We start from the raw sequence: 20,682 nt of genomic DNA, 5'->3' as shown, positions 1-20,682 counted from the left end.
ATTCTATCATAAAAAGGGAGAAAAGAACATGGTAAAACGGGAAGATTTGTATGGAATCGCATATTATAAAAAAGCTGTGTATTACGGAAGCACCAAACCGGATCTTCGATTCCGGATCGCCTGGAACAAAAAGGACGATACACTGGAGGCGGCGGTATGGAAGGAGCCGTACTGTTATGATGTGACGCCGGAAGAAGAGATCGAAAGAAAAGTGTTTTCCGCAGATGACGAAGGACTGTGTCAGATTACAGACTGGATCAACGAAAAAGCAAACTAAAGGCTTTACTTTTCGGAAAGCTGTGATATAGTAAAAAAAGATGTGAAATGAGCGTAAAGGAAGTTTGAAAGATGGCAGAGAAAACAGGAGTAATCCACGGCAGGTTTCAATGCCTGCATCTGAAACATATGGAGTATCTGCTTGCGGCAAAAAAGCAGTGCGACAGACTGATTATCGGAATATCCAATCCGGATGCAGGTTTTATCAGAACCAATATTCATGATACAAACCGTTCCAGACCGGAGAATAATCCGTTTACGTATTTTGAACGGTACGAAATGATTCGTGAGGCAATGCTGGAGTTTCACGTTCCGCGGGAAGAGTTTGAGATTGTTCCGTTTCCGATCAATACGCCGGAGCTGATTTTCCAGTATGCGCCGAAAGATGCAGTGTACTATATGAGTATCTGCGACGGATGGGGCGAGGACAAGTACCGGACACTGACCGGACTGGGACTTCAGGTGGAAGTTCTATGGAACCGCCCGCTTGAAGAAAAAGGAACGACCGGAACGGAAGTGAGGCATCTTATTATTGAAGGAAAGCCATGGGCACATCTGGTTCCAAAGAGTGTGTACCGGTATATTACGGAACATCATCTGGATGAACGGATCATCCGCCTGGCCAGGGAAGCGGAAGAAAAACAGAATAAAACGAAATAGTACAAGCCGGACGGGCAATGCAGAGAATGCATTCCTTCCGGCTTGTTGCAGTTTACGGACAAAACCGTCCGTGATTACGTGATGAATTTTCTAATCCTGACAGATCACGGTTCCGGTGCGGCCTTTCAGAGCATCGCGGAGAGATTCCTGGCAGGTGATAAAGGCACGGCGTCCTTCTCCCTTCTCGATGAAAGAGACAGAAGCACGGAATTTCGGAAGCATATTGTAGACGCCGAAATGTCCCTCTTCCATATACTGTTTTGCCTGGGAAACCGTAATTTCTCCAAGCTGTTCTTCCTGGTCAGTTCCCCGGTTGATAAATACCTTTTCCACGCTCGTCAGAATGATCAGAGCATCGGCACCTAGTTCTTCGGCAAGCTTTCCGGCAGTCAGGTCCTTCTCAATTACGGCACTTGCACCTTTCAGATGATGATCCTGTTCCAGAACCGGAATACCGCCGCCGCCGCAGGCAATAACTACCTGATCTGCGTCGGAGAGAGTGCGGATCGCATCCATCTCTACAATCTTTACCGGATTCGGGGCAGATACGACACGGCGGAAACCTTTTCCGGGCTCCTCCACAACGTAATTGCCTTTTTTACGCTCAATGGCGGCATCTTCCGCGGACATGTAACGTCCGAGTACCTTGGTAGGAGTATAGAACGCCTCATCGTACGGATCTACCGTTACCTGGGTCAGTACTGTGCTGACCGTGCGGTAGATTCCACGTGTCAGAAGCTCCTCGCGGATGGCATTTTGAAGGTCAAAACCGATATATCCCTGTGTCATTGCAGAGCAGACTGACATCGGGGCCGGTGTATAGTCCGGATGATTCTTGCCGAATTCGTTCATGGCAGTGTGGATCATGCCAAGCTGAGGGGCATTGCTGTGTGTGATGACAACCTGATAGCCGTCCTGTACAAGATCCGCGACGGACTTTGCCGTTTGCTTGACCGCAACCTGCTGCTCCGGCAGAGTCGTTCCCAGTGCCCGGTGTCCCAATGCTACAACCACTTTCTTTTTCATACGCATTACCTCTATTTCTCTATGATGTTTCGTGTCTGTGATACAGAAATTATATAATTTTTCCATGGAAATTGCAACCTTCAAAGGGGCCGCAGACCTTGATTTTACAGGGAAAAAGAAATAGTTAGAAAATTGTATGAAATACCATATATAGTGGAATAATAGAAAAATCACAAGATATGGTAGAAAAAACGGCTGCTCTCTGCTATAATGTGGATTGTTGCTGAAAAGATGAAAAAGGCGGCTTTGAGAAATTTACTGATACAGCGAGGTATAAGATATGAAAGTGATAAAAAGAGACGGACGGGAAGCTGAGTACGACAGAAACAAAATCGTCCATGCAATACAGAAAGCGAATAATGAGGTGGAGAAAGAGGACCGGATTTCCGAAGAAAAAATTTACGACATTGTTGCGTCCATCGAAAACAGAAAGCTGGAGAGTATGGCTGTGGAGGATATCCAGGATATCATTGAGCAGAAGCTGATGGAAGAGGAAAAATATCATCTGGCCAAGAAATATATCATTTACCGTTATACAAGAGCCATGGTGAGAAAGTCCAATACAACGGACGATTCCATCCTCCGGCTGATCCGCGGAGAGAATTCTGAATTAAAGACAGAGAATTCAAACAAGAATTCCACGCTGGCATCCACCCAGAGAGATTATATTGCAGGGGAAGTGTCCAAGGACCTGACAAAGAGGGTGCTTCTTCCGGAGAAGATTGTAAAGGCTCATGAGGACGGTGTGATCCATTTCCATGATATGGATTACTTCCTTCAGCCGATTTTCAACTGCTGTCTGGTCAATATCGGCGATATGCTGGACAATGGCACAGTCATGAACGGCAAACTGATTGAGTCTCCAAAAAGCTTCCATGTCGCATGTACTGTTATGACGCAGATTATCGCGTCTGTTGCGAGCAGCCAGTATGGCGGACAGTCTGTCGATATCCGTCATCTTGGAAAATATCTGCACAGAAGCTATGAAAAATATATGAGAAAATACAGAGAAAAATATACAGGCATCATTTCCGAAGAGATGATGGAACAGCTGGCCAACGACAGACTTCAGGATGAGCTGAGATCCGGTGTACAGACGATACAGTATCAGATCAACACCCTGATGACAACAAACGGACAGTCTCCGTTCGTGACCTTGTTCCTGAACCCGGATAAGTCCCATCCGTACGCAAAGGAAAATGCCATGATTATTCAGGAGATTCTGCGCCAGAGAATCGAGGGAATCAAAAATGAATCCGGCGTCTATGTGACACCTGCATTCCCGAAGCTTGTCTATGTTCTGAATGAAGATAACAATTTAAGTGGAGGCGAGTACGATGATCTGACAAGACTGGCAGTGAAATGCTCTGCCAAGAGAATGTATCCGGACTATATTTCCGCGAAGAAGATGAAAGAAAACTACGAAGGAAATGTATTCTCACCGATGGGATGCCGCTCCTTCCTCTCACCGTGGAAAGATGAGAACGGAAATTACAAATGGGAAGGCCGTTTCAACCAGGGTGTTGTCAGCCTCAACCTTCCTCAGATCGGAATTCTGGCCGAAGGAGACCAGGAGAAGTTCTGGCAGATTCTCGATGAAAGGCTTTCCCTTTGCTTTGAGGCTCTGATGTGCCGTCATAAAGCGCTGGAAGGAACAAGTTCCGATGTCAGCCCGGTACACTGGCAGTACGGAGCGATCGCCCGTCTGGAAAAAGGCGAAAAGATCGACAAATATCTGCATGGAGGATACTCTACATTAAGCCTTGGATATATCGGACTTTATGAAGTGACCAAACTGGTGACAGGAGAAAGCCAGACGACAGAAGAAGGACAGAAGTTTGCTCTGAAGGTGATGAAGAGGCTCCGTAACGCGACCGATACATGGAAAGAGACAACAGGACTCGGATTCGGACTTTACGGAACACCGGCAGAGAGTCTGTGCTACCGTTTTGCCGAGATTGACAAGAAAAAATTCGGAAGCATCACAGATGTGACCGACAAAGGATACTATACTAACTCCTATCATGTGGATGTACGTGAAAAGATCGATGCGTTCGACAAATTTACATTTGAAAGCCAGTTCCAGACAATCAGCACCGGAGGATGTATTTCTTATGTAGAGATTCCGAACCTGAATAATAATCTGGAAGCGGTGGCGGAAGTTGTGAAGTTTATCTATGACAACATCCAGTATGCAGAGTTTAATACGAAGTCTGACTACTGTCAGGAATGCGGATACGATGGAGAAATCATGATCAATGATGATTATGAGTGGGAATGTCCGGTCTGCCACAATAAAGATCAGTCAAAGATGAATGTCACAAGAAGGACCTGCGGATATCTGGGAGAAAATTTCTGGAATCCGGGAAAGACAAAAGAGATTAAAAGCAGGGTAATGCATCTGTAAGAATCAGGCGGTAAAGGAGTATTTGCGGTATGTATTATGCAGATATAAAAAAATGGGATGTGGCAAACGGACCCGGTGTAAGAGTATCCCTTTTTGTCAGCGGATGCACGCACCGGTGTAAAGGCTGCTTTAATGAGGAGGCGTGGGATTTCCATTATGGAAATCCCTTTACCGGAGAAACAGAAGACGAAATTTTGAAAGAGCTGGAAAAAAGTTATTATCACGGATTTACCCTTCTTGGAGGGGAACCTTTTGAGCACGAAAATCAGAAGGTTCTGGCACCGTTTTTAAAACGGGTCAGAGAAAAGTTCCCGGGGATCTCCATCTGGTGCTATTCCGGGTATGTCTTTGACAAAGAGATTCTTGCGGACATGCTCCCGAAATGGGAAGAGACAAAAGAAATGCTCCGGTATATTGATGTCCTTGTGGATGGAAGATTTGTGGAGGAGTTAAAACAGGTCAATCTTTTGTTCCGGGGTTCCGCAAACCAGCGCCTGATCGATGTGAAGAAGTCTATGGAGAAAGGCAGCGTGGTTCTCTGGGAACAGCCGGAATATGTTCATGTGGAAGTGAAGGAAAATCCGAATGCTGTAGGAATTCCGCCGGAAGTCAGCGGGAAATAACAGAAGATAAAATACAAAGAAAACAGGGGATGTCATCCGGACGGTTCACGGAGAACCGGGGAGCATCCCCTGTAGTGCGTAGGAAACAAATCCTATCAGGATGCGTATTTCAAAAGAGAGTATTTTTACCGGACTGAACAATTTGAAGGTACACACGATTTCAGATCCCCAATATGATGGGTGCTTCGGATTCACCAGTTCGGATGTAAAATCACCTTACCACGCACACATAGGACAAAGATTGAGGACAGGAAGTGAGATGTGATATTGTTTCTTGACATCCTCTTTTTTTACTCTTATAATAGTCTGTGTACATACTATTATGGTATAAAAAACGAATGATTAAAAATAAATGTTTTGAACGGAGGGAATGCTATGAATGTCAATGCGCAGTATTACGCAGCCTGGGCCAAGGGGAACGGGCTCTATGTACAGTGGGCGGCCAGAGAGGGGATCGGTTATCCGGAAATGATTGTCCTGTATTCCCTGTACACCATGGGACGTCTGACTCAGAAGCAGATCCGGGAGGATTTTGGGCTGCAGAAGCAGACGGTGAATACTGTGATCCATGATCTGAAAGAGAGGGAGCTGGTGATGCTGACAGCCAGTGAGATGGATCGAAGAGAGAAATGGGTGGATCTGACAGAGAGCGGCAGACGGTACGCCGGGGAGAAAATCGATCCGCTCCTTCATACGGAGGAGGAGATTTACCGTAAAATCGGGATAGAACGGATCCGGCAGATCAGTGAGACGATGGAGCTGTTTAATCTCATGTTTGAAAGGAAGTTGAAGGAGGACAGGAAACATGAGCGATAGAAGAGTTTTTCTCAAGTATGTCATTCCGGCGGTACTGTCCTTTGCCCTGTCCGGCGTCTATTCTATCGTGGACGGCTTTTTTGTCGGGAACAGTATCGGCGATATGGGACTTTCGGCCATTAATGTGGCCTATCCGATCGTGGCAGTTATTCAGGCGTCCGGAACAGGGATCGGCATGGGCGGTGCGGTGTATTATTCGATCTATATGGCGGAAAAGAAAGAAAAGCGTGCGCGTGAGTTCAGTGCCTGTGCGCTTTGGATGCTGATTCTGGGAAGTATCCTTCTGACGGCCCTGACATTTCTGCTGACAACGCCGCTTCTCAGGCTTCTGGGTGCGCAGGGGGAACTGTTAAGACTTGGTGAGGACTATATTTCTGTCATTGCACTGGGAGCGGCTTTTCAGGTGCTTGGTACGGGGCTGGTACCGTTTATCCGAAATCATGGAGGACCGTTCTATGCGATGATTTCCATGATTGCAGGATTCGGAAGCAATATTGTACTGGATTATTTTCTTGTATGGGTTTGGAATGGAGGCATCACAGGGGCGGCGCTTGCGACCGTCATAAGTCAGGGAGTGACGATGCTGATTGCGTTGATCTACCTGATCCGGAAGAAGAAGCTTACGGTAAAAATATCCCGTTCAGGTGCAGGGTCTGCAGCCGCAGCCATAGTGAAAATCGGGATTGCCCCGTTCGGACTTTCCATGACGCCGAATATTTCTCTGATCATCATAAACCGGTTTTCCATCCATTATGGCGGGGACGAAGCAGTGGCAGTGTATGCCTGTATCGCCTATATCATCTGTATTATTTATCTGATTTTACAGGGAGTCGGTGACGGAAGCCAGCCATTGTTCAGCCGTTATTATGGAGAAGGAAACAGGGAAAAGATGAAAAAGATGCGGAGATACGCCTACGGATTTGCCATGCTGCTGGCGCTGGCAGGCTGTGTGGTCATGTTTGCTGTCAGGGGGAGTGTTGGAAATATGTTTGGATCTTCCCGGGAAGTAAACCAGGAGATTGCGAAGATTATGCCGGTCTTTCTTGTTTCGGTCCCGTTTGTGGCGGTCAGCCGGATTACCACGGCTTATTTTTATGCAACGGAAAAGACGGGAATGTCTTATGTGCTGACGTTTATGGAGCCGGCGCTGATGCTTGTACTGATGCTGATTCTTCCGCCGCTGCTGGGAGGGCAGATCATGATCTGGTGGAGCACAGTATTTGCAAGAGTGCTGTCCGCATGTCTCGCGCTGCTGATGAAGCAGCATGAAGATCAAAGAAATATGCCGCCTCAGATGTTTTGAGGCGGCATATTTCGATGAAAAGGTATTTATCGAAAAGATGTCTGGTTTTTGAAAAACTGCGGAAGATATTCTTTGTGTGCCTCCAGAAGTTCATCCACAACGATATTTGCGAGTTCATCACTCGGACAGAGCGGATTTAAGTTCAGGGCAGCAACAGCAAGGTTCCGGTCACCTTTTACGGCGGCTTCAATCGTCATGCGTTCGAACGCTTTAATCATATGCACATAACCGCTGATGGAAACTTTCAGTTCCCCGGTTGCAAGCGGTTTTGGTCCGTCCGCTGTGATACGGCATGCAACTTCAACTGCGGAATCAGCCGGGAGATCCAGGATTGCTCCGTTGTTTCTGACGTTGACATACTGGATATCTCCGGTGTCATGGTAGAGTGTACGATACGTGATATGGTAGGACAACTGGTTGCGATTGCCAAAATGTACCACAATCCCAAAGAAAAGATTATTGAAATGACACTATAACTACAAATGGAAGAAGAAAAATTTCAGATGTCGGTCAGGCGGAGAAATTTTTCTTCTTTTTTTAATCTTTTTTCTCTTCTGATTCGTTATACAATATGTAAGACGTTTTATAAAAATGAGGCTATAACCATGACAGACAGAGAACGAATACGGCGTATTCAATCCGGGGAACCGGAGCAGATGAACGAGTTGATTGAAGCATATTATCAGGAAATATTTCAATATTGTTATTCCAGAACAGGACGGGAAAGCGCGGCATATGACTGCGCGCAGGAAACGTTTCTACGTGTCATCCGGTACCTGAACCGCTATGTGGAGCAGAAGAAATTCCGGGCGTATTTATTTGGAATCGCAAGGAGTGTCTGCATTGATTTTTTCCGGAAAAAGACGGAGGCTGAATTAGGATATGAGGACGGTTACGAAGAACGGCTCCGGGAGGAAGACTTTGCCGACCAGGTATCAGAGCAGGTGATGCTGCAAAAGGCAATGCAGTGTCTGAAGCCGGAACAGAGAGAAGTGCTGGATCTTTCGTATTTCCATGGGCTGAAAGCAAGAGAGATTGCCTATGTAACGGGAGAAAAGACAGCAACCGTGAAGAGCAGGATCCGCCAGGGACTGAAAAATCTGAAAACTATTCTGGAGGGAGGAAGAAAAATGATTTCGATTGTGAGTCTGGAAATACAGAAAATACTGAAGCGTAAGTTTATTTTGATTCTGCTTGCTATTTACAGTGCTATCCTGCTTTTTATGGCGTATGCAGGACATCCGGACCGTTATACACCGATTCTGACGTCGGATGGGAAGGTGCTGGAAGGAACGGAAGCTGTGCAGTATGAAAAGAAACTTGCGGAAAAATACGACACGCTTTCTGATGCGGATGTGCAGGAAATTCTGGCGGAGAATGCAAGAATTCTCGCAGAATACACGGATGAAAATCAGATGATAGGCGATGACTACTATCGGTACGCCAACGGATTTTACGGCGCTGTGGCGTCTGTTTTTACCGATGAAAATGGAAACTACAATCACCTTCCGGCGGATCAGGTCTATCCGGGCCAGGACGGGCTGATGCAGGGCGGTTTTACAAATGGAATGGATATGCTGCTGAGCTTTCTGGCAAGCTTTCTTCTGCTGGCCCCGCTCCTTTTGATTGTTATGATTTCTCCGGTGTTTGCGGAAGAATATACATCGGGAATGGATTCGCTTATTTTGTCCTCGCGTTTTGGGAAAACACGGTGCGCAAGAGCGAAGATCCTGGCGTCTTTTCTCTGATCTGCCGGGATCTTTGCAGTGACAAGTCTGTATTTGACGCTGCTTACGATTGGCTATTTTGGAACGGACGGACTTTTTGTGGGGCGTATGGGATATTCCGTGGCTTAACCACATTCTGGAAATGTGTCCGGTTAATCTTCTGTCTCCGGCCAAGATTTTCAATCTCCCGGCCTATGAGATCGGAACAACGAAGATACAGGTTTATCAGATGGGAATCATTGCTGCTGTCTGCTTTACGCCGGTCTGTGCAGTCTGTTCCTATTTCGGATTTCAAAAACATCAGGTGCGCTCCTAGGAGACACCTGATGTTTTTTGTTTTAACAGGAAACGTCGTTCCCTGTAAAAAATGTTAAGACTGAAAACGGACATCAATCATACAGATTTCGCTTTTGGTAGCAACCCGCATGTTCGGACCAAAGACTCCCACACCGGAAGTTACAATATTATGCATGGAGCCTTTTTGAAGGTAACCACAGGAATTTTCCCATACAAGGTTTGTGATCAGATTGACCGGAAAGATCTGGCCGTCATGAGTATGGCCGCACAGATCCAGATCAACACCGGCATCCGAAAGCTCAGACAGTTCCCGCGGTTCATGATCGATGACGATAACCGGCTTATTCGTATTCAGATCCCGTGTAATCTCTTCCGGTGTTTTCCGGCTGGTTATACCGCGCCCGGGACGTTCATAATCCGGTCTGCCATAAAGATAAAAGGCATCATCAATCAGAACACTCTCATCCCGAAGCAGGGTGATCCCGGCTTTTTCAAGAAAAACATCCATTTGAGGATCGCTCATTTTTTTACCATCCTGAGGAAAGGTAAATCCGGCCAGAATCGGCTCCTGAATATCGTGGTTTCCGTAGCAGGCATAGGTGCCGTAAGTACTCTGAAGTCCGGAAAGGATTTCAGCCAGTTTTTCCGGCTTGTCAAGCGCTTCATATTCGTTGTCAAAAATATCCCCTGCAATGACAACCAGATCCGGATTCTGGGCATTGATTTTGTCAACCATCTGACGCATCTGGGAAGTGCCGACACTGTATCCGAGATGCAGATCTGCCACAAGGGCGATCTTAAGAGAATCCAGATTCCCGGCCTTCTTATCAATCGTCACCTCATACGGAGTAATCCGGATGAAACGTGCATTGAACATTCCATAAATGCTGATCGCGGCAATCAGAAAAAAGCAGATCGTTCCGGCAAGTGCAGGGCGGAGACGGTGAAAGGTTTTCTTTCGTACTTTTCTGACAATGAGACGTATCAGGTCGGCTGCGATGACAATCAGAGCCGTGTAGAGCATGATGCCCATCCAGTAGTAACCGAGCCCTTTTAGAATTCTCTGAGCTGTTCCGGCAGGAACAAGGAATCCGATCCCCGGAGAAAACGCGACAAAGAAGTAGCAGATCCCAAGTACGATCCGCACCGCGCGTTTTTCAAAAAATGGATGGATATCGGTAAGCCATGTAAAGATCCGGTGCAGAAGGTACAAATTGACTGCAAGGTAGAGGGGGCTTAAATAAACTGCAAGCATAAAAACTTCTCCATTCTTTTGTAAAATCCCTTTTCATAATCGCGAAACATGTGGCTAAAGGCGCACAAGTGTCGGGCGGTGTCCGGTATGCTTCAGAAAAACATTCAGAATATCGGCTGTCCGGATTTTGAGTGTCGAGGTGTTGATACACGGGTGACATCCGATATATTCGTCTTTGAGAAGATCCTCATCGATCAAAAGATTGACTTCCCGATCCGGATCATTCATCAGTCCAAGGACACTTGCAGATCCCGGTGTCAGGTCCAGATACTCCTCCATGAATTCCGGCTCCGCGAAGGAAAGACGGGAGATTCCAAGCTGTCCGGAAAGATCCTTTGTTACAAATTTCTTATCTCCCGGCATCATGAGAAGATAGAAAGTCGTCTTCTGACGGTTTCGCAGGAACAGATTTTTACAGATCTTCACACCAAGCTCCGCCTCAACTGCCTCACAGTCTTCGATCGTATTGGCAGTATCGTGGTCAACTCCTTCGAAGGAAATGTGGAGCTGCTCCAGCAGATCATAGACACGCTGCTCCTTTTCAAGCCGTCCGGTGTAGTCCGGCCGTTCGGTAAAATGGGTTGTATGTACAGTAATACTCATTGTAAAACCTCCTGAAAATGATTTCTTATAGTATAAAAAGAATTGAAAAAAAAGACAAGAAGGTTCAAAAAGAATTAAGAGAATACATAGAAAACTGTGTTCATACTTGCGGGGGCAGGTCCAAGACCTTATAATAAAGAAAGCATCGAATAGGAGATCAAAGAAATGAGAAAATTGTTGAAGTATCTGAATGATTACAAAAAGGAGAGTGTCATCGGTCCGTTGTTTAAGCTTCTGGAGGCCTGCTTTGAGCTGGTGGTGCCGCTCATTATGGCGAACATGATAGACATTGGAATCCGAAATCAGGACACAGGATACATCCTGCGGATGGGGAGCATTTTGATTCTGTTTGCGGTACTTGGACTGGCATGTTCGCTGACAGCCCAGTACTTTGCGGCAAAGGCATCCGTCGGATTCGGAACGGCCCTGCGACATGATATGTTCCGGCATATCCAGAGCCTTTCCTATGCGGAAATTGACCGGGCAGGGAGCGCGACTCTGGTAACAAGGATCACGAGTGATATCAACCAGGTGCAGTCCGGGGTCAATCTGGTTCTGCGGCTCTTCCTTCGTTCCCCGTTTATCGTTGTCGGTGCGCTGATTATGGCGTTTACCATCAGTGTGAAGCTTGCGTTGATTTTTGTAGTTGCGGTGCCGCTTCTGGCGCTGGTGATCTACGGGATCATGGTGGTATCGATTCCGCTTTACCGGAAGGTACAGAAACTGCTTGACCGGATTTTACTTTCTACAAGAGAAAATCTGGAAGGAATCCGCGTCATCCGGGCTTTTGGCATGCAGGGAAGAGAACGGGATGAATTCAAGGCGGAGAATGCAAAATTTCTGGCAGCACAGATGCTGGTCGGAAAAATTTCGGCTCTTTTAAATCCGGCAACCTACATTATCGTCAACGTGGCGACCATAGCCATTGTCTGGTTTGGAGGCCGGGAAACATACGCGGGTGGCATTACACAGGGAGAGGTCATCGCCCTTGTAAACTACATGACACAGATTCTCACTGCGCTGGTGGCGTTGTCCAATCTGATTGTCAGCTTTACAAAAGCGCTTGCCTGTGCCAACCGTATCAATGAAGTATTTGCACTGGAACCGTCCATTCAGGATGGAGACGGAGTTAAGAAAGTGACAGATAAAGAGGGGGCAGAGCAGGAGCAGACAAGGGAAGCGGCAGCATTCCATCAGGTGTCGTTTGCCTATCCGGAGAGTAAGGTTTATGCGGTCACCGGTCTGGATTTCTCTGTGAAAAAGGGAGAGATGATCGGGGTAATCGGAGGAACCGGTTCCGGAAAGTCTACGCTTGTACAGATGATTCCGCGCTTTTATGACGTGGCGGAAGGAAGTGTGACCGTAGACGGAGAGGATGTCCGTAATTATAAGATTGAAGAACTAAGAAAGAAGATCGGTATGGTTCCGCAAAGGGCAGTTCTTTTCCGCGGAACGATCCGTGACAATATGAAAGTTGGAAATGAAGATGCAGATGATGAGCAGATCATGGAAGCGATCCGCACTGCCCAGGCACTGGAGGTTGTGGAAGGAAAGCCGGACGGTCTGGACACACTGATTAATGAGGGAGGAAAAAATCTTTCCGGCGGACAGAAACAGAGACTGACGATTGCCCGTGCTCTTGTACGAAAGCCGCAGATCCTGATCCTGGATGACAGTGCATCTGCACTGGATTTTGCAACGGATGCCAGGCTTCGGAAAGCTGTCAAAGGCCTGAAAGATATGACGGTCTTTGTTGTATCACAAAGAGCGGCATCTGTCATGCAGGCGGACCGGATCATTGTCATGGATGATGGAAAGATTGTCGGAATCGGCACACATGATGAACTGATGAAATCATGCGAGGTTTACAGAGAAATCTGTCTCTCTCAGCTTTCAGAAAAGGAGGTGGGCCAGCATGCATAAGCAGGACAGTACATGGAAAAAGGTACTTTTTTATATCAGACCATATTCGTTTTATGTGATTTTATCGCTCCTTTTCGCAGTCTTGACAGGAGTGCTGACCCTGTATGCACCGATTCTGGTTGGTGATGCTATTGATTTTATTATAGGAAAAGATCAGGTACTGTTTGACCGGATTCTTGATATTCTGAAAAAACTTGCCGTTATCATTGCGATTACAGGTGTGGGACAGTGGCTGATGAATCTGTGCAATAATCAGATTACCTACCGGGTAGTAAGAGACGTACGGCTAAAAGCATTTAAAAAACTGGAAAGACTGCCCCTTTCTTATGTGGACAGCCATGCAAATGGAGATACCATCAGCAGGATTATCACAGACGTGGAGCAGTTTTCGGACGGACTTTTGATGGGATTTACCCAGTTTTTCTCCGGAGTAGTAACAATTGTTACGACATTGATTTTCATGCTGACCATTGATGTGAAAATTACTCTGGTTGTCGTGCTGCTCACACCATTGTCCTTCTTTGTTGCGGGATTCATTGCAAAACGGACATACCAGATGTTTAAAAAACAGTCGGAAGCAAGGGCGGATATGACATCGCTCGTTAACGAGATGGTAGGAAATCAGAAAGTAGTACAGGCATTCGGATACGGAAGCACCGCTTCCGAACGGTTTGACGAAATCAATGGAAAACTGAAAACCTACAGCCTGAAAGCGATTTTCTTTTCGTCCATTACGAACCCGAGTACTCGGTTTGTCAATAACCTTGTCTATATGGGGGTTGGAATCACGGGGGCGTTAAGCGCGATGTCCGGGATCATCAGCGTCGGACAGCTTTCCTGCTTTCTGACCTATGCGAATCAGTATACAAAACCGTTTAATGAGATTTCCGGTGTCGTGACGGAACTCCAAAATGCACTTGCCTGCGCAAAAAGGGTGTTTGATTTTATCGAAGAAGAACCGGAGCCGAAAGATGATAAGGACGCCGTGGTACTGATAGATGCAAAAGGAAACCTGGATCTGGAACACGTAAGCTTTTCTTATAAGAAAGAAGTACCGCTTCTGAAAAATCTGAATCTGAACGTAAAGCCGGGGCAGAAGATTGCGATTGTCGGTCCGACAGGATGCGGAAAGACGACTCTCATCAATCTTCTCATGCGTTTCTATGATGTAGATGCAGGGGTTATCCGTATGGAAGGTGAGGATATCCGGCATATTACAAGGGACAGCCTGAGAGAAAATTATGGAATGGTACTTCAGGAGACCTGGCTGAAATCCGCGACGATTGCAGAAAATATTGCCTACGGAAATCCGGATGCAACGAGAGAAGAGATCATTCATGCGGCGAAAGAAGCGCATGCCCACGGATTTATCACAAGAATGCCGGATGGATACGATACGGTAATTTCCGAAGAAGGCGGCAATCTTTCACAGGGACAGAAACAGCTTTTATGTATTGCCAGAGTCATGCTCAGACTGCCTCCGGTACTGATTCTTGATGAGGCCACCTCTTCCATCGATACACGGACTGAGATCCGGGTGCAGCAGGCTTTTGAGAAGCTTATGGAAGGACGAACCAGTTTCATCGTGGCACACCGCTTATCCACGATCCGCACGGCGGACCGGATCCTCGTCATGAAAGACGGAAATATCATTGAGCAGGGAACACACGAAGAACTGCTGGCGAAAAATGGATTTTATAAGCAGCTGTACGAAAGTCAGTTTGCATAAAATATGTGAAAACAAATCAATTACTCCCGGTTGACAGAAGATCAGAATCTCTGTAAACTGGGAGTATCATTTCATAGACCGCAAAATCATAATCAGCGGTCAAACACATTTCTGAACAAAATCAGGGCTGATCAGCCGGAGAATCCAGAAAATGAATGAAAATACTTGACAAAAAATTACCGGGGGGGGGTAAAATTGTCATAAGATTTTACTTGACAGAAGGCAAAAGAGATGCAATTATGATAAAGAGTCAAGAAAATTCATGACATTGAATGACAGATGGAGGAAAAGGCTATGAATGAGAGTGTTCAAATTGAGATTCATGACCTGACAAAGATTTACAAGCTGAATAAAAAGCAGATGCAGGAATCTCACACAAAGAATCCGAAAAAGACAGCGGTGGATCACCTGACGCTGACTGCAAAATCAGGGGAGATCTATGGGCTGCTCGGTCCGAACGGAGCGGGGAAAACGACAACGCTCCGGTGTATTGCGACGATTATCAAACCGTCGTCGGGAGAGATTTATGTAAATGGCAATGAGGTACAGAAGAACTCAGAAGCAGTCAGAAAGAGTATTGGATTCCTGACAAGCGATATTAAGCTGGATCCGCAGTTCTCGGTAGATTATCTGTTTGATTTTTTCGGAGAACTCAGAGGGATTGCACCGGATCAGATTAAAAAGAGAAAAGAAGAGTTATTTACATATTTTGGAATTAATGACTTTGCGCACAAAAAGATCAAAGAGCTTTCCACGGGTATGAAACAGAAAGCGGCCATTGCAGTCAGCCTGATTCATGATCCGGAAGTGGTGATTTTTGACGAGCCGACGAACGGACTTGATATTATCACAGCGAGAAGTGTAACCGACTATCTGAGAAAACTGAAAGAAGAAGGAAAGCTTGTTATAATCTCTACCCATATTATGTCCGAGGCAGAAAAGCTCTGCGACCGGATCGGGATTATTATTGACGGGAAAAAGAGAGCAGAGGGAACGCTTGCCGAAATTCTGGAGGAGACAGGTACTCACGATCTGGAAGATGCTTTCTTCGAATACTTTAAAAGTGTAAAGGGGGAAGCGTAAGATGAAAACGATATACAAAAAAGAACTTGCACGTATTTTCAAAGATAAAAAGATGATTTTTTCTGTTTTTCTGCTTCCGGTCCTGATTATGGTCGGAATCATGGCGTTGGTAGGAAACCTTGCGACGAGACAGGTAGAAGATATCGAGAACCACAGATCAATCGTATATATGATAAATGAGCCGGACAGTTTCAGCGCATTTCTGGAAGCTGCGGATTTGAATATGGAGGTCAATACCATAAAGACAGACGGTGAAAGAGAAAATGTTATGGATCTTCTGCGGAATGGAGATGCGGATCTCCTGATTGAATTCCCGGAGAATTTTGATTCCATGATTCAGGAATATCAGACAGGAGATGAGGTGCCGCAGATCAAGACATACTACAATCCGTCCGAGGACTACTCCTCAAGTGCTTATGAACTGATTTCCAATCAGACGCTGGAAGCATACCGTCAGACCTTGCTGTCCCAGAGAGTGGCAGATATGAACGGGATTCAGATCTTTACTGTCAACAGCGACAATAAAGATATGATTGTCCAGGATGACCAGAAGGCAAGCGGCAAAGCACTCGGCATGATGCTTCCGTATTTCATCACGATCCTGCTTTTTGCAGGCGCAATGGGAATCGGAACTGACATGATTGCGGGGGAAAAAGAGAGGGGAACGATGGCAAGTCTTCTCGTGACTCCGGTCAAAAGAAAATCCATCGTACTCGGAAAAGTATTTGCCCTGATGACAATTTCCGGAATATCTTCGGTCATCTATATTGTTGTGATGGGTGCGACATTCCCGAAGATTTTGGGAGGAGACAGCGGGCTGGATATTGAAATTACACCGGAACAGATTGCCATGATCGGTGTACTTCTGGTGGCAATTTCGTTCCTTTACTCGGCGATTGTCATTCTGATCTCTGTGTTTGCGAGAGATCTGAAGGAGGCAAGCACCTACATTACTCCGGCATACATGGTAGTGCTGGTAATTGGAATGATGACCATGTTCACGACAAGCGAGGCCGGAATGAAAGATTATCTGATACCATTTTATAATACTGCGCTCGCTTTAAAAGGGATTCTGACATCGGAAGTGACGATGGCACAGTACGGTGTGACTCTTGTTATGACATTAGTGCTTGGCGGCATTTTGACGGCAGTGATCGCAAAAGCATTTGAAAGTGAAAAAGTAATGAATCTGTAATAGATTTTGATATGTAGCAAAAGAAGAATGGACGCATATGCTGGTGATAAGACCGGTGTATGCGTCTTTTTTGTCCGAAAAGGCGATAGACGTTCTGCGCCGCAGGATTCTGGGTAACGGGAGGGAAATAAAATGAGGCTTTGTGATCTGAGAGAAAAAGAGGTCATCAACACAGTGAACTGCAGACGCCTTGGCTGTGTGGCAGATCTGGTGGTGGATATGAAAAAAGGCTGTGTCCAGGCGATTGTTGTACCGGGTCCTGGAAGACTGGGAGGCCTGTTTGGATATGACAGTGAATATGTGATTCCGTTTGAATGCATCTGTAAAGTGGGACCGGATATCATTCTGGTGGATATTTGCGAGGAAAAATTCTTGTGTGAGTGCAGATAAAACGGAGAATATGTTGACCGCCTAAAATGGTAATGGTATACTGATACCAGATTTTGGAGAAAGGATGGTACATGAGATGAAATGTCCATACTGCGGCAATCCGGATACAAGAGTGATTGATTCCCGCCCTGCTGAGGATGGATCTTCAATACGCAGGCGACGATCCTGCGATTCCTGTGGAAAGCGGTTTACGACCTACGAGAAAGTAGAGACAATCCCTCTGATTGTCATTAAAAAGGACAATAACAGAGAGCAGTACGACCGGGAAAAGATCGAAAAGGGCATTCTTCAGGCGTGCTATAAAAGACCGGTTCCGGCTGAAGTGATTGAAAAGACGGTTGAGCAGATCGAGAATGAGATTTTCAATCGCGAGGAAAAAGAGATTCCGAGCAAGGTGATCGGTGAGATTGTTATGAGAAGACTCAAAGATCTGGATGAGGTTGCCTATGTGCGCTTCGCATCTGTTTATCGTGAATTTAAGGACGTCAATACGTTCATGGAAGAATTGAAAAGTATACTGGATAAAAAATAGGAGGATCCGAAAGGATTCTCCTGTTTGCGTTATGGGAAGAGTGTGAGCAGCAACATCCAATGACATAAATTACGGAAAATACTTGACGAAAAAAGAAAACACCCTTATAATAACTAATGTTATATAACGTATGATATTAAAAAGAAGGGAGGAACTTTTCATGCCGCCGAAAAAGAGAATTACAAAGGAACTGATTTTGCAGAAGGCATTTGAGATCATTCACGAGGAAGGTATTGAAAGCCTGAATGCCAGATATCTCGCGAAACAGCTGAACTGCTCTACAATGCCGATTTTTCAGTCTTTTCAGGATATGAATGAACTGAAAGCGGAGGTAAAGCTCAGAATCGACGAGTACTATACTGAGTTTATCAATCAATATATTGATAAGGCAGACTATCTGTTTACGATCAGCTTTGCCTATATCAATTTTGCCAGAAAAGAACGGAATTTCTTTGGAGCTCTCTTCGTAAATCCGCTTCTTGGGTCTCGTACAGTCCGGGAGGTCATTGATTCTCCGTGGAACCGGGAGACAATCGAGTGTACAGCCGAACAGTTTAAAATTTCCATTCAAGAAAGTGAAGGCTTGTACCGGGATGTCCGTTTTTATGCCCATGGAATTGCGACGCAGCTTTATGGAGGGAACATGAGACTTTCTGAGGAGGAAATTCAGACACTTCTCAGAAATGTGATGGAGAAGTTCTTGAAAGGAGAGGCAAGGATATGAGAACGTATAAACTGACGATCTCCTATGACGGTACCCGTTACCAGGGATGGCAGCGGCAGCCGGGAGCAGAGAATACGATCCAGAATGTGATAGAAGATGCCATTTGCAAATTGACCGGATATGAAGTGAAAATCCAGGGATCCGGGAGAACGGATGCCGGAGTCCACGCCAGAGGACAGGTGGCAAGCCTGAGGCTTTCAGGGAAAGTGGAGGAAAGAGAATTCTTAAGAAAACTCAATGCAGGTCTTCCGGAGGACATTCGGATCCGCAGCATGGAACTGGTCCCGAATACCTTTCACGGACGCCGGAGCGCCAAAGGGAAATGTTACGAATATCATGTAGACTTGCGGGAAAAGCAGCAGGTATTTTCCAGAAGGTATACGTGTCATTATCCGGAAAAACTGGATATCGAGGAAATGGAACAGGCCACGGGATATCTGCTCGGAAGACATGATTTTTCCAGCTTTACCGACCGGAAAGATGAGAAAGGATGTACGAGACGGATCGATGAGATACGGATAGAAAAAAGTGGAGATTCCCTTTGCATGTCCTTTCGGGGAAACGGATTTATGTACCATATGGTGCGGATTCTAAGCGGGACTCTTCTGGAAGTGGGAAGCGGAAAGAAGAGTGCCAGGGACATACCGGAGATTCTGAAAGCGAAAAGCCGGGCCTGCGCCGGATTTCTGGCTCCGGCACAGGGACTGTTTTTAAAAGAAGTTTATTATCAGGAAGAACAGAGATAATGGGAAGGAGGCTCATGCCGCACGGCAGGATCCTCCTGTGTTTTTACAGTTCTTTTTTCAAATAGACCATATCCACGAGCTGAATTCCGCATTCGAAAATAGGATGATCGTAGTTGTCGGTAAAGAAGTTTTTCACCCGGTGGGATTCGGTGAAGCCGCATTTTTTATAAAACGGAACAGTCAGCGGGCTGTCTCCGGTTCCGACATACATGGTATGATACTTTCCGGAATAAAGTCCGCAGACATAATCGATCATCTTCCTACCATATCCAGATCCCTGACAATGTTCGTAAACCGCGATATTTTTCAACTCGCAGGTGCCGTCATCGCTGCATGTCACGACACAGACACCTTTGAGATCTTCATCATAAAGCGCATACATGTCGCCGGATTCCAGATAACGGTCAATCATGCTTTCCTGCTCATCAGCAAGCAGAAGCAGGTCTAGGAACTGCTTTTTGTTTTCTGTGATTTTTTCGATTCTCATGATAACTTTCCTTTCATGACAGAAGTACTTATAGTTTACCACATGGATTCATGGTATACTAGTCTGGTAATGATGGATTTAAAATGAAAATCAGATAAGATACAGGAGGAAAGTTACATGAAGTTTATATCATGGAATGTAAATGGAATCCGCGCATGTGTGCAGAAAGGATTTCTGGATTTCTTTCAGGAGGCGGATGCAGATATTTTCTGTATTCAGGAGACAAAGATGCAGGAGGGACAGTTGGATCTGGAGCTTCCGGGATATCATCAGTACTGGAACTATGCGGTACGGAAAGGATACTCCGGAACTGCTATTTTTACGAAACGGGAGCCGATTTCGGTACAGTACGGCATCGGCATCGAAGAGCACGATCAGGAAGGGCGTGTGATTACTCTGGAGTTTGAGGACTTTTATTTTGTCACGGTTTATACACCGAATTCCCAGAGTGAACTTGCAAGACTGGATTACCGGATGCAATGGGAGACGGATTTTCTTGCATATTTGAAGCGCCTGGAAGAGAAAAAACCGGTTGTTTTCTGCGGAGACCTGAACGTCGCAGCCGAAGAGATTGACCTTAAGAACCCGAAGACCAACCGGAAAAACGCCGGATTTACCGATGAAGAGCGGGACAAATTCCGGACGCTGAAAGCTGCTGGCTTTATCGATACTTTCCGGTATTTTTATCCGGATCAGGAAGGAATTTATTCCTGGTGGTCCTACCGGTTCAGCGCAAGAAAGAAGAACGCAGGGTGGCGTATTGACTACTTCGTAGTGTCAGAAGCGTTGAAAGACCGTCTGGAAGATGCGAAGATTCTGACGGAGGTCATGGGAAGCGATCACTGTCCGGTGGAACTGGATATGAAAGGATAGGAAGAAG

The 20,682-nt window shown here is 46.0% G+C and carries 21 protein-coding genes and 1 pseudogene; 17 read left to right on the top strand and 5 right to left on the bottom strand.

The features are described 5' to 3' along the window. Positions 1-28: 28 nt before the first annotated feature. Positions 29-277: a hypothetical protein gene (locus H6A32_RS07660; RefSeq protein ID WP_087168118.1), complete on the top strand. Its 249-nt coding sequence runs from the start codon at positions 29-31 to the stop codon at positions 275-277. A 71-nt stretch (positions 278-348) separates the two neighbouring features. Then, positions 349-936, top strand: a complete 588-nt coding sequence (locus tag H6A32_RS07655; RefSeq protein ID WP_087168117.1) for an adenylyltransferase/cytidyltransferase family protein — start codon at positions 349-351, stop codon at positions 934-936. 90 nt (positions 937-1,026) lie between these two features. Here H6A32_RS07655 and arcC read toward each other — a convergent pair whose 3' ends face one another. Continuing rightward, positions 1,027-1,962 carry a carbamate kinase gene (arcC, locus tag H6A32_RS07650; protein ID WP_087168116.1) on the bottom strand — a complete coding sequence of 312 codons (936 nt, stop codon included), beginning with the start codon at positions 1,960-1,962 and terminating at the stop codon, positions 1,027-1,029. Positions 1,963-2,242: 280 nt separating this feature from the next. On the opposite strand from arcC, the gene nrdD reads away from it, so the two are divergent. From nrdD to H6A32_RS07630, 4 genes are all read left to right on the top strand, one after another. Next, the gene (gene nrdD, locus H6A32_RS07645; RefSeq protein ID WP_087168115.1) at positions 2,243-4,369 is read left to right on the top strand and encodes an anaerobic ribonucleoside-triphosphate reductase; all 2,127 of its coding nucleotides are present in this window, start codon (positions 2,243-2,245) and stop codon (positions 4,367-4,369) included. 29 nt (positions 4,370-4,398) lie between these two features. Beyond that, complete coding sequence (nrdG, locus tag H6A32_RS07640) at positions 4,399-4,992, top strand: anaerobic ribonucleoside-triphosphate reductase activating protein (RefSeq protein WP_087168114.1); 594 nt, start codon at positions 4,399-4,401, stop codon at positions 4,990-4,992. A 375-nt stretch (positions 4,993-5,367) separates the two neighbouring features. Then, a complete protein-coding gene (locus tag H6A32_RS07635) occupies positions 5,368-5,808 on the top strand; it encodes a MarR family winged helix-turn-helix transcriptional regulator (protein WP_087168113.1) in 441 nt (146 codons plus the stop codon). Continuing rightward, on the top strand, positions 5,798-7,111 hold the full coding sequence (locus H6A32_RS07630) for an MATE family efflux transporter (RefSeq protein ID WP_204864052.1): 1,314 nt from the start codon (positions 5,798-5,800) through the stop codon (positions 7,109-7,111). Before H6A32_RS07635 ends, H6A32_RS07630 begins: the two co-directional genes overlap by 11 nt. Positions 7,112-7,137: 26 nt before the next feature. On the opposite strand, the pseudogene H6A32_RS07625 reads toward H6A32_RS07630, so the two are convergent. After that, positions 7,138-7,494, bottom strand: a pseudogene (locus tag H6A32_RS07625) (6-phospho-beta-glucosidase); the annotation flags it as partial. 222 nt (positions 7,495-7,716) lie between these two features. On the opposite strand from H6A32_RS07625, the gene H6A32_RS07620 reads away from it, so the two are divergent. Both H6A32_RS07620 and H6A32_RS07615 read left to right on the top strand, forming a co-directional pair. Then, the gene (locus H6A32_RS07620; RefSeq protein ID WP_204864051.1) at positions 7,717-8,859 is read left to right on the top strand and encodes an RNA polymerase sigma factor; all 1,143 of its coding nucleotides are present in this window, start codon (positions 7,717-7,719) and stop codon (positions 8,857-8,859) included. A gap of 49 nt (positions 8,860-8,908) precedes the next feature. After that, positions 8,909-9,154 carry a hypothetical protein gene (locus tag H6A32_RS07615; protein WP_204864050.1) on the top strand — a complete coding sequence of 82 codons (246 nt, stop codon included), beginning with the start codon at positions 8,909-8,911 and terminating at the stop codon, positions 9,152-9,154. A gap of 54 nt (positions 9,155-9,208) precedes the next feature. On the opposite strand, the gene H6A32_RS07610 is transcribed toward H6A32_RS07615, so the two are convergent. Both H6A32_RS07610 and H6A32_RS07605 read right to left on the bottom strand, forming a co-directional pair. Then, positions 9,209-10,390 carry a metallophosphoesterase gene (locus H6A32_RS07610; protein ID WP_087168106.1) on the bottom strand — a complete coding sequence of 394 codons (1,182 nt, stop codon included), beginning with the start codon at positions 10,388-10,390 and terminating at the stop codon, positions 9,209-9,211. 54 nt (positions 10,391-10,444) lie between these two features. Further along, positions 10,445-10,993 (bottom strand): prolyl-tRNA synthetase associated domain-containing protein, encoded by a 549-nt coding sequence (locus tag H6A32_RS07605; RefSeq protein ID WP_087168105.1) that lies wholly within the window; start codon positions 10,991-10,993, stop codon positions 10,445-10,447. 165 nt (positions 10,994-11,158) lie between these two features. On the opposite strand from H6A32_RS07605, the gene H6A32_RS07600 reads away from it, so the two are divergent. The 8 genes from H6A32_RS07600 (at position 11,159) to truA (ending at position 19,315) form a co-directional block, all read left to right on the top strand. Next, positions 11,159-12,916, top strand: coding sequence for an ABC transporter ATP-binding protein (locus tag H6A32_RS07600; protein ID WP_204864049.1), 1,758 nt, complete (start codon positions 11,159-11,161; stop codon positions 12,914-12,916). Then, positions 12,909-14,645: an ABC transporter ATP-binding protein gene (locus H6A32_RS07595; protein WP_204864048.1), complete on the top strand. Its 1,737-nt coding sequence runs from the start codon at positions 12,909-12,911 to the stop codon at positions 14,643-14,645. Before H6A32_RS07600 ends, H6A32_RS07595 begins: the two co-directional genes overlap by 8 nt. Before the next feature lie 294 nt (positions 14,646-14,939). Continuing rightward, positions 14,940-15,728 carry an ABC transporter ATP-binding protein gene (locus H6A32_RS07590; RefSeq protein WP_087252453.1) on the top strand — a complete coding sequence of 263 codons (789 nt, stop codon included), beginning with the start codon at positions 14,940-14,942 and terminating at the stop codon, positions 15,726-15,728. Between the two features lies 1 nt (position 15,729). Further along, on the top strand, positions 15,730-16,923 hold the full coding sequence (locus tag H6A32_RS07585) for an ABC transporter permease (protein ID WP_204864047.1): 1,194 nt from the start codon (positions 15,730-15,732) through the stop codon (positions 16,921-16,923). Between the two features lie 132 nt (positions 16,924-17,055). Further along, positions 17,056-17,313 carry a PRC-barrel domain-containing protein gene (locus H6A32_RS07580; RefSeq protein WP_087168100.1) on the top strand — a complete coding sequence of 86 codons (258 nt, stop codon included), beginning with the start codon at positions 17,056-17,058 and terminating at the stop codon, positions 17,311-17,313. Between the two features lie 76 nt (positions 17,314-17,389). Further along, positions 17,390-17,845 (top strand): transcriptional regulator NrdR, encoded by a 456-nt coding sequence (nrdR, locus tag H6A32_RS07575; protein ID WP_087168175.1) that lies wholly within the window; start codon positions 17,390-17,392, stop codon positions 17,843-17,845. A 160-nt stretch (positions 17,846-18,005) separates the two neighbouring features. Continuing rightward, positions 18,006-18,569, top strand: coding sequence for a TetR/AcrR family transcriptional regulator (locus H6A32_RS07570; protein WP_191427780.1), 564 nt, complete (start codon positions 18,006-18,008; stop codon positions 18,567-18,569). Beyond that, positions 18,566-19,315: a tRNA pseudouridine(38-40) synthase TruA gene (gene truA / locus H6A32_RS07565; RefSeq protein ID WP_204864046.1), complete on the top strand. Its 750-nt coding sequence runs from the start codon at positions 18,566-18,568 to the stop codon at positions 19,313-19,315. Before H6A32_RS07570 ends, truA begins: the two co-directional genes overlap by 4 nt. A 43-nt stretch (positions 19,316-19,358) precedes the next feature. On the opposite strand, the gene H6A32_RS07560 is transcribed toward truA, so the two are convergent. Continuing rightward, entirely contained in the window at positions 19,359-19,802 is a 444-nt protein-coding gene (locus tag H6A32_RS07560; protein ID WP_138372792.1) for a GNAT family N-acetyltransferase, read from the bottom strand. Between the two features lie 117 nt (positions 19,803-19,919). Here H6A32_RS07560 and H6A32_RS07555 point away from each other — a divergent pair, with 117 nt between their 5' ends. Beyond that, positions 19,920-20,675: an exodeoxyribonuclease III gene (locus tag H6A32_RS07555; RefSeq protein WP_087168096.1), complete on the top strand. Its 756-nt coding sequence runs from the start codon at positions 19,920-19,922 to the stop codon at positions 20,673-20,675. Positions 20,676-20,682 lie beyond the last annotated feature (7 nt).

This window comes from Drancourtella massiliensis (genome assembly GCF_016900655.1).
Lineage (GTDB): Bacteria > Bacillota > Clostridia > Lachnospirales > Lachnospiraceae > Sellimonas > Sellimonas catena.
Note: the sequence above shows the minus strand (reverse complement) of the source record. Positions and strands in the feature narration are given on the sequence as shown.

Excerpts from the sequence above, each read along its gene's own strand:
- H6A32_RS07660 (WP_087168118.1), top strand. The coding sequence starts at position 29 with ATGGTAAAACGGGAAGATTTGTATGGAATCGCATATTATAAAAAAGCT.
- H6A32_RS07655 (WP_087168117.1), top strand. The coding sequence starts at position 349 with ATGGCAGAGAAAACAGGAGTAATCCACGGCAGGTTTCAATGCCTGCAT.
- arcC (WP_087168116.1), bottom strand. The coding sequence starts at position 1,962 with ATGAAAAAGAAAGTGGTTGTAGCATTGGGACACCGGGCACTGGGAACG.
- nrdD (WP_087168115.1), top strand. The coding sequence starts at position 2,243 with ATGAAAGTGATAAAAAGAGACGGACGGGAAGCTGAGTACGACAGAAAC.
- nrdG (WP_087168114.1), top strand. The coding sequence starts at position 4,399 with ATGTATTATGCAGATATAAAAAAATGGGATGTGGCAAACGGACCCGGT.
- H6A32_RS07635 (WP_087168113.1), top strand. The coding sequence starts at position 5,368 with ATGAATGTCAATGCGCAGTATTACGCAGCCTGGGCCAAGGGGAACGGG.
- H6A32_RS07630 (WP_204864052.1), top strand. The coding sequence starts at position 5,798 with ATGAGCGATAGAAGAGTTTTTCTCAAGTATGTCATTCCGGCGGTACTG.
- H6A32_RS07620 (WP_204864051.1), top strand. The coding sequence starts at position 7,717 with ATGACAGACAGAGAACGAATACGGCGTATTCAATCCGGGGAACCGGAG.
- H6A32_RS07610 (WP_087168106.1), bottom strand. The coding sequence starts at position 10,390 with ATGCTTGCAGTTTATTTAAGCCCCCTCTACCTTGCAGTCAATTTGTAC.
- H6A32_RS07605 (WP_087168105.1), bottom strand. The coding sequence starts at position 10,993 with ATGAGTATTACTGTACATACAACCCATTTTACCGAACGGCCGGACTAC.
- H6A32_RS07600 (WP_204864049.1), top strand. The coding sequence starts at position 11,159 with ATGAGAAAATTGTTGAAGTATCTGAATGATTACAAAAAGGAGAGTGTC.
- H6A32_RS07595 (WP_204864048.1), top strand. The coding sequence starts at position 12,909 with ATGCATAAGCAGGACAGTACATGGAAAAAGGTACTTTTTTATATCAGA.
- H6A32_RS07590 (WP_087252453.1), top strand. The coding sequence starts at position 14,940 with ATGAATGAGAGTGTTCAAATTGAGATTCATGACCTGACAAAGATTTAC.
- H6A32_RS07585 (WP_204864047.1), top strand. The coding sequence starts at position 15,730 with ATGAAAACGATATACAAAAAAGAACTTGCACGTATTTTCAAAGATAAA.
- H6A32_RS07580 (WP_087168100.1), top strand. The coding sequence starts at position 17,056 with ATGAGGCTTTGTGATCTGAGAGAAAAAGAGGTCATCAACACAGTGAAC.
- nrdR (WP_087168175.1), top strand. The coding sequence starts at position 17,390 with ATGAAATGTCCATACTGCGGCAATCCGGATACAAGAGTGATTGATTCC.
- H6A32_RS07570 (WP_191427780.1), top strand. The coding sequence starts at position 18,006 with ATGCCGCCGAAAAAGAGAATTACAAAGGAACTGATTTTGCAGAAGGCA.
- truA (WP_204864046.1), top strand. The coding sequence starts at position 18,566 with ATGAGAACGTATAAACTGACGATCTCCTATGACGGTACCCGTTACCAG.
- H6A32_RS07560 (WP_138372792.1), bottom strand. The coding sequence starts at position 19,802 with ATGAGAATCGAAAAAATCACAGAAAACAAAAAGCAGTTCCTAGACCTG.
- H6A32_RS07555 (WP_087168096.1), top strand. The coding sequence starts at position 19,920 with ATGAAGTTTATATCATGGAATGTAAATGGAATCCGCGCATGTGTGCAG.